Source organism: Pseudomonas sp. LARHCG127, from assembly GCF_052871455.1.
The window spans coordinates 47497-60616 of the sequence record NZ_JBIXJT010000019.1 but is presented as its reverse complement, the minus strand read 5'-3'; the positions used below and the strand labels follow the sequence as shown (position 1 = coordinate 60616).

General features: G+C 62.1%; 12 protein-coding genes. 5 read left to right on the top strand and 7 right to left on the bottom strand.

Translation table 11 applies throughout. The annotated features are described in order from the left end of the window. Positions 1 to 5 precede the first annotated feature (5 nt). Together ACIPQ1_RS25580 and ACIPQ1_RS25575 are read right to left on the bottom strand one after the other, a co-directional pair. Positions 6 to 1004 carry a phosphate ABC transporter substrate-binding protein PstS gene (locus ACIPQ1_RS25580; protein WP_250963871.1) on the bottom strand — a complete coding sequence of 333 codons (999 nt, stop codon included), beginning with the start codon at positions 1002 to 1004 and terminating at the stop codon, positions 6 to 8. 233 nt (positions 1005 to 1237) lie between these two features. After that, entirely contained in the window at positions 1238 to 2536 is a 1299-nt protein-coding gene (locus ACIPQ1_RS25575; protein ID WP_411386108.1) for an MFS transporter, read from the bottom strand. A 375-nt stretch (positions 2537 to 2911) separates the two neighbouring features. Between ACIPQ1_RS25575 and ACIPQ1_RS25570 the strand changes: the two genes are divergently transcribed. Together ACIPQ1_RS25570 and ACIPQ1_RS25565 are read left to right on the top strand one after the other, a co-directional pair. Continuing rightward, positions 2912 to 3316, top strand: coding sequence for an acyl-CoA thioesterase (locus ACIPQ1_RS25570; protein ID WP_003177184.1), 405 nt, complete (start codon positions 2912 to 2914; stop codon positions 3314 to 3316). A 57-nt stretch (positions 3317 to 3373) separates the two neighbouring features. Beyond that, positions 3374 to 4273: a D-hexose-6-phosphate mutarotase gene (locus ACIPQ1_RS25565; RefSeq protein ID WP_446535004.1), complete on the top strand. Its 900-nt coding sequence runs from the start codon at positions 3374 to 3376 to the stop codon at positions 4271 to 4273. A gap of 127 nt (positions 4274 to 4400) precedes the next feature. Here the strand turns inward: ACIPQ1_RS25565 and ACIPQ1_RS25560 are convergent, their stop codons facing one another. From ACIPQ1_RS25560 to ACIPQ1_RS25540, 5 genes are all read right to left on the bottom strand, one after another. Beyond that, positions 4401 to 4937 carry a DUF3299 domain-containing protein gene (locus ACIPQ1_RS25560; RefSeq protein WP_207963444.1) on the bottom strand — a complete coding sequence of 179 codons (537 nt, stop codon included), beginning with the start codon at positions 4935 to 4937 and terminating at the stop codon, positions 4401 to 4403. Positions 4938 to 5026: 89 nt separating this feature from the next. After that, the gene (locus ACIPQ1_RS25555) at positions 5027 to 5272 is read right to left on the bottom strand and encodes a GlsB/YeaQ/YmgE family stress response membrane protein (protein WP_003187057.1); all 246 of its coding nucleotides are present in this window, start codon (positions 5270 to 5272) and stop codon (positions 5027 to 5029) included. Between the two features lie 102 nt (positions 5273 to 5374). Next, entirely contained in the window at positions 5375 to 6460 is a 1086-nt protein-coding gene (locus ACIPQ1_RS25550) for a 5-(carboxyamino)imidazole ribonucleotide synthase (RefSeq protein ID WP_186708248.1), read from the bottom strand. Between the two features lie 12 nt (positions 6461 to 6472). Further along, positions 6473 to 6964, bottom strand: coding sequence for a 5-(carboxyamino)imidazole ribonucleotide mutase (purE, locus tag ACIPQ1_RS25545; RefSeq protein WP_003196369.1), 492 nt, complete (start codon positions 6962 to 6964; stop codon positions 6473 to 6475). Between the two features lie 369 nt (positions 6965 to 7333). Continuing rightward, positions 7334 to 8251: a LysR substrate-binding domain-containing protein gene (locus ACIPQ1_RS25540; RefSeq protein ID WP_186708250.1), complete on the bottom strand. Its 918-nt coding sequence runs from the start codon at positions 8249 to 8251 to the stop codon at positions 7334 to 7336. A 178-nt stretch (positions 8252 to 8429) separates the two neighbouring features. Between ACIPQ1_RS25540 and aspA the strand changes: the two genes are divergently transcribed. From aspA to ACIPQ1_RS25525, 3 genes are all read left to right on the top strand, one after another. Next, a complete protein-coding gene (gene aspA / locus ACIPQ1_RS25535; RefSeq protein WP_186708252.1) occupies positions 8430 to 9854 on the top strand; it encodes an aspartate ammonia-lyase in 1425 nt (474 codons plus the stop codon). A gap of 487 nt (positions 9855 to 10341) precedes the next feature. Further along, positions 10342 to 11793 (top strand): alanine/glycine:cation symporter family protein, encoded by a 1452-nt coding sequence (locus ACIPQ1_RS25530; RefSeq protein WP_186708254.1) that lies wholly within the window; start codon positions 10342 to 10344, stop codon positions 11791 to 11793. 131 nt (positions 11794 to 11924) lie between these two features. After that, on the top strand, positions 11925 to 12929 hold the full coding sequence (locus ACIPQ1_RS25525; protein WP_250963877.1) for an asparaginase: 1005 nt from the start codon (positions 11925 to 11927) through the stop codon (positions 12927 to 12929). Positions 12930 to 13120 lie beyond the last annotated feature (191 nt).

The window sequence follows — 13120 nt, the reverse complement described above, 5'->3', positions numbered from 1 at the left end:
AGGTGTTACTGCTTGGCGACGTTGCCGCCTTCTTGCAGACCCAGGTCAGCCAGTGCCTTGGCGGCGACTTTGGCAGGTACCGGGATGTAACCGTCCTTGACTACGACTTCCTGGCCTTGCTTGGACAGGATCAGCTTCACGAACTCAGCTTCCAGCGGGGCCAGAGGCTTGTTCGGCGCCTTGTTGACGTACACGTAGAGGAAACGCGACAGCGGATACTTGCCGTTCAGGGCGTTTTCTTCGGTGTCCTCGACGAACTCGCCGCCTTCTTTCTTGGCCAGGGCAACGGTTTTCACGCTGGCGGTCTTGTAGCCGATACCCGAGTAGCCGATGCCGTTAAGCGAGCTGCTGATCGACTGCACGACCGAAGCCGAACCTGGCTGTTCGTTGACGTTTGGCTTGTAGTCGCCTTTGCACAAGGCTTCTTCCTTGAAGTAGCCGTAGGTGCCGGATACCGAGTTACGACCGAACAGCTGGACCGGCTTGTTGGCCAGGTCGCCGGTCACGCCCAGGTCGCCCCAGGTCTTGACGTCAGCCTTGGCGCCGCACAGGCGAGTCGAGGAGAAGATCGCATCGACCTGAGCCATGGTCAGGTGCTTGATCGGGTTGTCTTTGTGCACGAATACGGCCAGGGCGTCCACGGCTACCGGGATAGCGGTTGGCTTGTAGCCGTATTTGGTTTCGAAGGCCTGCAGCTCGTTGTCCTTCATCTTGCGGCTCATCGGGCCCAGGTTGGCGGTGCCTTCGGTGAGTGCGGGCGGCGCGGTGGAGGAACCGGCGGCCTGAATCTGGATGTTTACGTTCGGGTATTCTTTCTTGTAGTTCTCGGCCCACAAGGTCATCAGGTTGGCCAGGGTATCGGAGCCGACGCTGGAGAGGTTGCCCGATACACCAGTGGTCTTGGTGTAGCTCGGGATCGCAGGGTCAACAGCGGCAACCGCGTTGGCAGTCGCAACGCCAGCAGCGACAAACGTCATTGCCGCCATCAAACGCTTCAGTTTCATGCCTTACTCCTAGCAGATAGGGTGTATTAAGTCGGCAAAGTATCGGTAAGCCGTATGAACACTCTATGGCTGAAATATGACAATTGGATGAAAGGCCAGCATTGAGTTTTGCAGGATGATCCATGGTGCTTCCCATCGCGAGCAAGCTCGCTCCCACAGAGGATTCGCAGTGCCCCCCTGTGGGAGCGAGCTTGCTCGCGATGAGGCCAGTACAGTCACTGAAAGACCAGGACCTAGCGCCCCTTCTTCCAGAGATACCCGCCCACCACAATCCCGATCCCACAGATGGCCGCCACATAATATGCCGGCCCCATCGAGCTCTCTTTCAGCAACAGGGTCACGATCATCGGCGTCAACCCGCCAAAAATCGCGTAGGCCAAGTTGTAGGAAAACGACAGGCCGCTGAAGCGCACCACGGCCGGGAAGGCGTTGACCATGACATAAGGCACCGCGCCGATGGTGCCTACCAGCAAGCCACTCAGGGCATACAGCGGGAACAGCCACTCGGGGTGGTCGAACAGGCAGTGGTAGAACGTCCAGAAGGTGATCAACAGCAAACCACTGCCGAAGACAAACACCCGCCCGGCACCAAAACGGTCGGCCAGCACACCCGCACCAATGCAACCCAAGCTCAGGAACACGATCGCCAGGCTGTTGGCCTGCAGCGCGACGGTCGGGCTGAAGTGGTACACCGTCTGCAGCACGGTCGGTGTCATCAGGATGACCACGATGACGCCGGCCGACAGCAGCCAGGTCAGCAGCATGGAAATGGCGATGGCACCGCGATGATCACGCAGCACGGCCCGCAGCGGCACTTCCTCGGCCAGGGCCTTGCGCAGTTGCAGTTCGGCGAATACCGGGGTTTCATGCAGCCAGCGGCGCAGGTACACCGAAAACAACCCGAACACGCCACCCAGCAGGAACGGGATCCGCCAGGCGTAATCGGCCACTTCCACCGGCGTATAAATGCTGTTGATCGCCGTTGCCACCAGCGACCCCAACAGGATCCCCGCCGTCAGGCCGCAGGTCAGCGTGCCGCAGGCATAGCCGATGTGGCGCGCCGGAACGTGTTCGGAAACGAAGACCCAGGCGCCCGGCACTTCCCCGCCGATGGCCGCGCCTTGGATCACCCGCATCAGCAACAGCAGGATCGGTGCCCACATGCCGATCTGTGCATAAGTCGGCAACAGCCCCATGATCAGGGTCGGAACGGCCATCATGAAAATGCTCAGGGTGAACATTTTCTTGCGCCCCAGCAGGTCGCCGAAGTGGGCCATGATGATCCCGCCCAGCGGCCGGGCCAGGTAACCGGCGGCAAAAATGCCGAACGTCTGCATCAGGCGCAGCCACTCGGGCATTTCGGCCGGGAAAAACAATTTGCCGACCACGGTGGCAAAGAACACGAAAATGATGAAATCGTAGAACTCCAGCGCACCGCCCAGGGCTGAAAGCGACAGGGTCTTGTAATCGTTGCGGGTCAGCGGACGTGCCGGTTGTGCGGGCGTCGCCGTGCTCGAAGGCGCAGTGGTCATGGCAAGGGCTTCTCTTATAGTCGGTTCTGCAACCCTGGCAACTCGGGTTGGGGCCTGGGCAGGTTCGGCACGATAGCAAATTGTTCGAAAAAGCACATAGAGGCGCGTATTTGACAGTCGAAATCAGAACCGAGTGGTCGTCTCGACGTCTATCGCCCGATATACTCGCAACCTTGCAGTACTCTGTAAGGGGTTGCTGTGCGAAAACGTCGTTGGTGATGTAGTACAAGATCAGCCGGTTTCGCAGAGTTTCCCTTTGGCACGCCTTTACGAAAAACGTGACGAACGCAGTATGTTCGGGCTGAATCGTTTTTTACGAAGACGGCTATTCACCTGAAGTACCAGACAGCGTTACGGGTCAGAGGCACCCCCGGCATGATAGAGCTCGAACAAGAAGATCCCATCCCGCAAGGCGACCTGGCCCTGCAAATCACCGCACTCCCACGGGAGACCAACGGCTTCGGCGATATTTTCGGCGGCTGGCTGGTGTCCCAGATGGACTTGGCCGGCACCGCCATGGCCAGCAAAGTGGCCGGCGGACGCGTGGCCACCGTGGCGATCGATCGCATGGCGTTCCTGGTGCCGGTGGCGGTGGGCGCGCAGTTGTCCTTCTATACCCAGGCGCTGGAAATCGGCCGCAGCTCGATCCAGATGATGGTCGAGGTCTGGAGCGACGATCCGCTGTCCAGTGAATGGCGCAAGGTGACCGAGGCGGTATTCGTCTTCGTCGCCATCGACGGCAGCGGTCGTACCCGCTCGGTTCCGCCGCGCGCCCGTTAAACACGGCGACCGTTTTGCGGTCCATTGCAGTCCCTGTCACCGAACGAGATTTGCAACATGCCTACGCCCAACGTCGACGCGGTCAAACTGGATGAACTGAACGCCTGGCGCATCCGCCACGGTCAGGCCGAGTTGCTGGTGGCCCAGCAAGGCGCGCACATCCTCAGTTATCAAGTGGACGGCCAGCCGCCACTGATCTGGCTCAACGACCAGGCCACATTCAAGGCCGGCAAGAGCATCCGCGCGGGCGTGCCGGTGTGCTGGCCGTGGTTCGGCAACCTGACGCGCAACCCCGACAGCGTGCAGGCCATGCGCGTGAGCAACGACCCGGCCACCGCCCACGGCCTGGTGCGGGCGATGGATTGGGAATTGAAGGGCATCGAGGCCGAAGGCGAAAGCCTGAAGATCGAATTCGTGCTGCCTTATCCCGAAAACGGCCTTGCGGGCTGGCCTCATCAGGTCGACCTGACGCTGGCCATCGTGATGGACGCGCAACTGCACATCCGCCTCACCAGCCATAACTGTGGCAGCGAAACCGTCAGCCTCAGCCAGGCGCTGCACAGCTACTTCGCCGTGAGCGACGTGCGCAACGTGCAGGTCGAAGGCGTCGATGGCTTGAACTACATCGAGACCCTCGACGACTGGAACACCCACACCCAGGCCGGCGACCTGCATTTCACCGGCGAGACCGACCGTATCTACCTCGACACCCCGCCGACGCTGAGCATCGTTGATCCGCAGTGGCAGCGACGGATCGAGCTGACCAGCAGCGGTTCGCGCTCGGCGGTGATCTGGAATCCCTGGACCGAACGCGCCAAGGCCTTCAGCGACATGGCCGACGATGGCTGGCAGCGCATGCTGTGCATCGAGACGGCGAATGTGATGGATGATGTGGTGACGTTGTTGCCGGACGCCAGCCATACCCTGGGTGTGAGCATCCGCAGCAAACCGCTCTAAGCCACACTGAAAAATCCCCATGTGGGAGCGAGCCAGCTCGCGATAGCGGACTGACAGTCAATATTTTCATTGACTGATACACCGATATCGCGAGCAGGCTCGCTCCCACAGTGGGCTCGTGTCAGGCCTACAAATCCGCCTCCTGCACCACCCTCACCTTCTCCGCCTCCAACGCATACGCCGCGCTCGCCAGATCGTTGTCGACCTTTTCGATCTTCAGCGTGCCCGTCACCCAGAGCGGCGTGTAGATGTCATCCAGCTTCAGGCCCTTGGGGTAACGCACTAGCACCAATTGGTTAGGCGGCGGTGGCGGGACGTGAATGCAGGCGCCGGGGTAGGGCACCAGGAAGAACAGCGTGCTGTGGCCCTTGGCGTCAGTTTCCAGCGGCACCGGGTAACCGCCGATGCGGATGTGCTTGTCGTTCATCGACGCCACGGTCTTGGTTGAATACATCACCGCCGGCAAGCCCTTGCTTTGCTTCAAGCCACCTTTTTCGGTGAAGGTCCCGTTGGCTTCCGGGGAGTTGTGGTCGATGTCAGGCATGGCCTCGAGGGCTTTCTGGTCCGACTTGGGCATCAGTTCGAGCCAGTCGGTTTCCGGCAGCTCGGCAGCATGGGCCAGGCCACTGCCCAGCAGAAGAAGGGTCAACACTAGACGGCGCATGAAAGGGCTCGGCAATGAATGAAAAGTGAAACGCCGAGCATTCTAGCCCCCTCAGCTCGCGACGCAGAGGGGGCCTTGATGCATTTGGATCAGTTTCTTTTGATCAGGCCGTAGATCACCAGCAGCACGATCGCGCCCACCAGGGCCCCGATGAAACCCGCGCCTTGGCCGGCCTGGTAGATGCCCAGGGCCTGGCCGCCGTAAGTGGCTGCCAACGAACCGCCGATACCGAGCAGGATGGTCATGATCCAGCCCATGCTGTCATCGCCCGGTTTCAGGAAGCGTGCCAGCAGGCCAACGATCAAGCCGATAAAAATGGTTCCGATGATTCCCATGGCATTCCCCTCTCATTGAGTCGCTAAGCCAAAGCCCGATCAGGTTTTGGCACTTAGCCATGAGAGAGGTTAGCCGACGAATGGTTCCAACGGTATGACAGATTATTGCTCGGCGATCAGCGTCTCGACCTTGATGATCTGCTGGGCCAGCGTGGCCCGATCAGCGCAGCGCAGGTTGGCGTGGCCAACCTTGCGCCCGACCTTGAACGCCTTGCCATAGTGATGCAGATGGCAGTCGGCGATCGACAGGACTTTCTCGGTGTCTGGCACCTTGCCGATAAAGTTGAGCATCGCGCTTTCGCCGATCTTGGCGGTCGACCCCAGCGGCAGCCCGGCCACCGCCCGCAGGTGGTTTTCAAACTGGCTGCACTCGGCGCCTTCGGTGGTCCAGTGCCCGGAGTTGTGGACCCGCGGTGCGATTTCGTTGGCCTTGAGGCCGCCGTCCACTTCAAAGAACTCGAACGCCATCACGCCGACATAGTCGAGCTGCTTGAGCACCCGACTGGAATAGTCTTCGGCCAAGGCCTGCAACGGGTGATCGGTGCTGGCGACGGACAGCTTGAGGATGCCGTCCTTGTGGGTGTTGTGCACCAGCGGGTAGAAGCGGATTTCACCATCGCGGGCACGCACGGCGATCAGCGAGACTTCCCCAGTGAACGGCACGAAGCCTTCCAACAGGCAGGCCACGCTGCCGAGCTCGGCGAATGTACCGGCCACGTCTTCAGGCTTGCGCAGGACTTTCTGGCCCTTGCCGTCATAACCCAGGGTGCGGGTCTTGAGCACGGCGGGCAGGCCGATGGCCGCGACGGCGGCGTCCAGGTCGGCCTGGGACTGAATGTCGGCGAAGGCCGGCGTCGGGATGCCCAGGTCCTTGAACATGTTCTTTTCGAACCAGCGGTCACGGGCGATCCGCAAGGCTTCGGCGCTCGGGTAGACCGGGACGAACTGGGACAGGAAGGCCACGGTTTCGGCCGGGACGCTTTCGAACTCGAAGGTCACCAGGTCGACTTCATCGGCCAACTGGCGCAGGTGGTCCTGGTCGCCGTAGTCGGCCCGCAGGTGTTCACCCAGCGCCGCGGCACAGGCGTCCGGCGCCGGGTCCAGGAAAGCAAAGTTCATCCCCAGCGGCGTACCTGCCAGGGCCAACATGCGACCCAACTGGCCGCCACCGATTACACCGATCTTCATTCGTCAACAACCTCAGGCAATGCGTGGGTCTGGATTGTCCAGGACGCTGTCTGTCTGCTCAGCGCGGAATTTTTTCAGCACGGTATGAAATTGTGGATGCTTGGCGCCCAGGATGCTCGCCGACAGCAGGGCCGCATTGATCGCGCCGGCCTTGCCGATGGCCAGGGTCGCGACCGGAATACCGGCCGGCATCTGCACGATCGACAACAACGAATCAACGCCCGAAAGCATCGACGACTGGACCGGCACGCCCAGCACCGGCAGGTGGGTCTTGGCCGCGCACATGCCCGGCAGGTGGGCCGCGCCACCGGCACCGGCGATGATCACCTCGATGCCACGCGCTTCGGCCTCTTCGGCGTACTGGAACAGCAGGTCCGGGGTACGGTGGGCAGAGACCACTTTCACCTCGTAAGGGATGCCGAGCTTTTCCAGCATATCGGCGGTGTGGCTAAGGGTGGACCAATCGGACTTGGAGCCCATGATCACGCCAACCAGTGCACTCATCGTCGTGCCTCTTCTCTCTGGGCGCCCGCAGGCGCGTCAAAAAACAACAAGCCACGCAGGAAACCGGCGTGGCTTGTTGTACGAATGATGGCCGGGCGAACCGACCGAAGGCCGGGCAGTATACCGAAAATGGTGCGTTAAACGCACTTTCGCCGACCATCTGTCATTTGCGCTGAAGCAGCGGTTTTATTGACTCGCAGGTCAGCGTCGGAACACCACAAATCCCTTGTGGGAGCGAGCTTGCTCGCGATAGCGCCAGGTCAGCCAATGCCGTTGTGAATGCCAGGCCCTCATCGCGAGCAAGCTCGCTCCCACAATGGCCCTGTGATCACTCTGATGTCCGTCACATCCACAGGGCTTGCATTGGTTTCAGGATCCGACAGCACCCTGCGCCACACCGCCTTCAAGCTTGCGCCACAACAACCGCACATTGGCCTTGCGCACCAGGGCGCAGCGGTACAGGCGGATCTCCAGGGGCACGTGCCATTGCGTGCCGCCGCAAATCACCAGTTCGCCCCGGGCCAGTTCGGCACGTACGCTCAGGTGCGGTACCCAGGCGATGCCCAGGCCTTCCAGGGCCATGCTTTTCAGGCTGTCGGCCATGGCTGTCTCGTAGATCGTGGTGAAGCGCAGCGCCCGCTGGCGCAGCAACTGGTTGACCGAACGCCCGAGGAACGCCCCGGCGCTGTAGGCCAGCAACGGCACGCTGGCCTCGCCTTCAAGGTCGAACAGCGGGTTGCCGTTGGCATCGGCGGCGCACACCGGAAGCATTTCAGTCTGGCCCAAGTGCAGCGACGGGAAGATTTCCGGGTCCATCTGCATGGCCGAATCCGGGTCGTAGAAGGCCAGCATCAAATCGCAGCCGCCCTCCCGCAAGGCGTGGACCGCATCGCCGACGTTGGTCGCCACCAGGCGCGTGGCGATGTTCATCCCTTCGTTGCGCAGTTGCGCGATCCAGCGCGGGAAGAAGCCCAGCGCCAGGGAATGGGCGGCGGCCACCTGGATGACTTCGCCCTGCCCGCCTTCCAAATGATGCAAATGGCGCAGCACTTCGCCCAGTTGCTCCACCACCGTACGCGCCGTCACCAGGAACAACTGCCCCGCCGCCGTCAGCTCGACGGGCGTACGTGAGCGGTTGACCAGGGTCAGCCCCAGCGCCGCCTCAAGGCTGCGGATTCGTCGACTGAACGCCGGCTGCGTCACGAAACGCCGCTCGGCCGCCTGGGAAAAACTGCGAGTAGCGGCCAGGGCACTGAAGTCCTCAAGCCATTTGCTTTCAAGATTCATCACGCCTCCCTACACGCACCAAAACAGGTCACACGTTCGCCGCATCGTCGGCGTCACACCGGCATTATGCCGAATATGCATAGGCCAGTGTTTAACAGCATTGGCCCTATTTTTCCCCAGAGCCTAGGATCCACAGCGTTCCGGCACAGACCGGGTCCTTATCGAGATGATTTCCGTCATGTCCTCCGCTGCATCATTCCGCACAGAAAAAGACCTGCTTGGCGTACTCGAAGTACCGGCGCAAGCGTATTACGGCATCCAGACCCTACGAGCGGTAAACAACTTCCGTCTCTCCGGCGTCCCGATCTCGCATTACCCGAAGCTGGTGGTCGGTCTGGCAATGGTCAAACAGGCCGCCGCTGACGCCAACCGCGAACTCGGCCAGCTCAGCGAAGCCAAGCACGCTGCCATCAGTGAAGCCTGTGCACGTTTGATCCGCGGCGATTTCCACGAAGAATTCGTGGTGGACATGATCCAGGGCGGCGCCGGCACGTCGACCAACATGAATGCCAACGAAGTCATCGCCAACATCGCGCTGGAGGCCATGGGCCACCAGAAAGGCGAGTACCAGTACCTGCACCCCAACAACGACGTGAACATGGCGCAGTCCACCAACGACGCCTACCCGACCGCGATCCGCCTGGGTCTGCTGCTGGGTCACGACGCGTTGCTGGCCAGCCTCGACAGCCTGATCCAGGCGTTCGCGGCCAAGGGTGAAGAATTCAGCCACGTCCTGAAAATGGGCCGCACCCAGCTGCAGGACGCCGTGCCGATGACCCTCGGCCAGGAATTCCGCGCCTTCGCCACCACCCTGAGCGAAGACCTGGCGCGCCTCAAAACCCTGGCGCCTGAACTGCTCACCGAAGTGAACCTGGGCGGCACCGCCATCGGCACCGGCATCAACGCCGACCCGCGCTACCAGGCCTTGGCCGTACAGCGCCTGGCAACCATCAGCGGCCAGCCGCTGGTCCCGGCCGCCGACCTGATCGAAGCCACCTCCGACATGGGCGCCTTCGTGCTGTTCTCCGGCATGCTCAAGCGCACCGCGGTCAAGCTGTCGAAGATCTGCAACGACCTGCGCCTGCTGTCCAGCGGCCCACGCACCGGCATCAACGAAATCAACCTGCCGGCCCGCCAGCCAGGCAGCTCGATCATGCCCGGCAAGGTCAACCCGGTGATCCCGGAAGCGGTCAACCAGGTGGCGTTCCAGATCATCGGCAACGACCTGGCCCTGACCATCGCGGCCGAAGGCGGCCAACTGCAACTGAACGTGATGGAACCGCTGATCGCCTTCAAGATCTTCGACTCGATCCGCCTGCTGCAACGGGCCATGGACATGCTGCGCGAGCACTGCATCGTCGGCATCACCGCCAACGAAGCGCGCTGCCGTGAGCTGGTCGAGCACTCCATCGGCCTGGTCACCGCCCTGAACCCGTACATCGGCTATGAAAACGCCACCCGTATCGCCCGCATCGCCCTGGAAAGTGGCCGCGGCGTACTGGAACTGGTGCGCGAAGAAGGCTTGCTCGACGACGCCATGCTCGACGACATCCTGCGCCCGGAAAACATGATTGCTCCGCGTCTGGTCCCGCTCAAAGCGTGATCGACACGGCCACCGCTCACCAGGTCGAGGGACTAGACACCTCTCACCTTTTGAGGGCTTGGGGATCTTCCCCAAGCCCTTTTTTTAATTGATAGCCGCCAAGGATGACTGAATCTGTGGGAAGGAACCTGCTCGCGATAAACGACGACGCGCTGCCCGTTGTAAACCGCGTCGCCAGCCAACGCGAGCAGGCTCGTCCCCACAAGAACCTGACCGGAAGGCCAGGTGTTTCAAAGGGTCCGCTTCGTCGGACGCACCACAACTGTGCAGACGGGCACCGCACTGATAGGTATAGTGCCGCCCCTCTTCGCATGACGGTCGTCCGCAACGAGACCTTTAAACATGCGAAAACCGAACTAATAACAAACCCGCGAAAATGGACCGGGACGAAACTCCGCCTCACCTGTCAGGCCGCGCGCCGACCGATGTAACGCGATGTTTCCAAATGGCCAGCATTTGCTTAAACAAAAAACAGCGAGGAATACTCATGCTCGAAGTCATCAACGACTTCCTATCAGGGAAAGTGCTGATCGTGCTCATTGTCGGGCTCGGTGGCTACTTCACGATCCGCTCGCGTTTCGTCCAGTTCCGTCACTTCTTCCACATGTTCACGGTGTTCCGTGACAGCCTGAAAAGCAGCACTGACCAGCTCAGCTCCTTCCAGGCCCTGATGCTCAGCCTGGCCGGCCGTGTCGGCGCGGGCAACATCGCCGGTGTCGGCATCGCCGTGACCCTCGGTGGTCCTGGTGCGGTGTTCTGGATGTGGGTGACCGCGCTGGTCGGCATGTCCAGCAGCTTCTTCGAATGCTCCCTCGGCCAGCTCTACAAGCGCTGCGACTCCGAAGGCCAGTACCGTGGCGGCCCGTCCTATTACATCCAGCACGGCCTGCAGAAACGCTGGCTGGGCATGATCATGGCATTCCTGCTGTTGGTGACCTTCGGCTTCGCCTTCAACGGTCTGCAAGCCCACGCGGTCACCCACTCCCTGAACAACGCCTTCGGCTTTGACACCACCTACACGGGCCTGGGCCTGGCGGTGCTGCTGGGCCTGGTGTTCATCGGCGGGATCAAGCGTATCGCCAAGGTTGCCGACCTGCTGGTTCCGGTCAAGACCCTGGCGTACATCGGCGTGACTCTCTACGTGATCGTGCTGCAGTTCGAACACGTACCGGACATGCTGGCGACCATCGTCAGAAGCGCCTTCGGTCTGGACCAGGCCTTCGGCGGCCTGATCGGCAGCGCCATCGTCATGGGCGTCAAGCGTGGCGTGTTCGCCAACGAAGCCGGCCTGGGCAGTGCGCCTAACGTTGCCGCCGTCGCATCGGTCGAGCACCCGGTCGCCCAGGGCGTGGTCCAGGCGTTCAGCGTGTTCCTGGACACCTTCGTGATCTGCACCTGCACCGCGCTGCTGATCCTGCTGTCGGGCTTCTACACCCCAGGTTTCGAAGGCGACGGCATTGCCCTGACCCAGAACTCCCTGGCGGCGGTCGTGGGTGACTGGGGCCGGATATTCATCTCCGTGGCCCTGTCGTTGTTCGTGTTCACCTCGATCCTCTACAACTACTACCTGGGCGAGAACAACCTGCGCTTCATGATCGGTGACAATCGCAAGGTCCTGATGGGCTACCGCGCCTTGGTCCTGGTCCTGATTTTCTGGGGTGCCATCGAAAACCTCGGCACCGTGTTCGCGTTCGCCGACATCACCATGACCCTGCTGGCGTTCGTGAACCTGATCGCGCTGTTCCTGCTGTTCAAGGTCGGCATGCGCATCCTGCGTGACTACGATGACCAGCGTGCGGCCGGCATCAAGGTCCCTGTGTTCGACTCCAGCAAGTTCCCGGACCTGGACCTGGACCGCAACGCATGGCCAGCCACCCCGTCGGCACCGGTTGCCAAACCTGACGCCGCGACTGCCGGCGTGGCCGCAGCGCAACGCTGAGCCGCAGACTATCGTAGAAAACCGGGCGCATCCCCTGCGCCCGGCGTGACACAGCGTAAGGTCGGCGTCATGCTCGGCCTTATGTTGTGGCGGCTGACCCAAGCCGCCGTTTTCGTCCTCGGAGAACAACCATGAATTCCTTGACCTACCCTGCCGCCCAGCACGTCATGGTGCTCTACACCGGCGGCACCATCGGCATGCAGGCCAGCGCCCACGGCCTGGCCCCGGCATCCGGTTTCGAAGCACGGATGCGCGATTACCTGCACAGCCAGCCCGAACTCGTCATACCGCAATGGCGCTTCCGGGAGATGTCGCCGCTGATCGACAGCGCCAACATGACCCCGACCTATTGGCAGCAACTGCGCGAAGCGGTGGTCGACGCCGTGGATGTGCAGGGCTGCGACAGCGTGTTGATCCTGCATGGCACCGACACCCTGGCCTATAGCGCGGCGGCGATGAGCTTCCAACTGCTGGGCCTGCATGCGCGGGTCTGCTTCACCGGCTCGATGCTGCCCGCCGGCGTGACCGACAGCGACGCCTGGGAAAACCTCAGCGGTGCCCTGGTCGCCCTCGGCCAGGGCCTGGCGCCGGGCGTGCACCTGTACTTCCACGGTGAGCTGCTGGCGCCGACCCGTTGCGCGAAAGTGCGCAGCTTCGGTCGCCACCCCTTCAAGCGCCTGGAACGCCAGGGCGGCGGCACCCCGGCACCGGCCCTGCCGGCGCAGTTGAATTACAACCAGCCCAAGCAATTGGCGAACATCGCGGCGCTGCCGCTGTTTCCCGGCATCAGCGCCCAGGTGCTCGATGGTCTATTGGGCAGCGGCATCCAGGGCCTGGTGCTGGAGTGCTACGGCAGCGGCACCGGGCCGAGCGACAACCCGGCCTTCCTCGCCAGCCTCGAGCGGGCGCGGGACAGCGGCGTGGTGGTGGTGGCGGTGACCCAATGCCATGAAGGTGGCGTTGAGCTGGACGTGTACGAAGCCGGCAGTCGCTTGCGCGGTGTCGGCGTGCTGTCCGGTGGCGGCATGACCCGCGAGGCCGCGTTCGGCAAGTTGCAGGCGCTGATTGGCGCGGGCCTGCCGGTGGAAGAGGTTCGGCGGCTGGTGGAGCTGGACCTGTGCGGCGAGCTGAGCTGATCCGAACCTGCATCAACTTGTGGTGAGGGACTTTTGTGGCGAGGGAGCTTGCTCCCGCTCGGTCGCGCAGCGGCCGCAAGATTTTGGGGGCCGCGTCGCGGCCCAGCGGGAGCAAGCTCCCTCGCCACAAAAGCGACGTCATGCCAAAGTACCCGGCATATAACTTGCTCCATCTCCAGCCTAACCCAGGC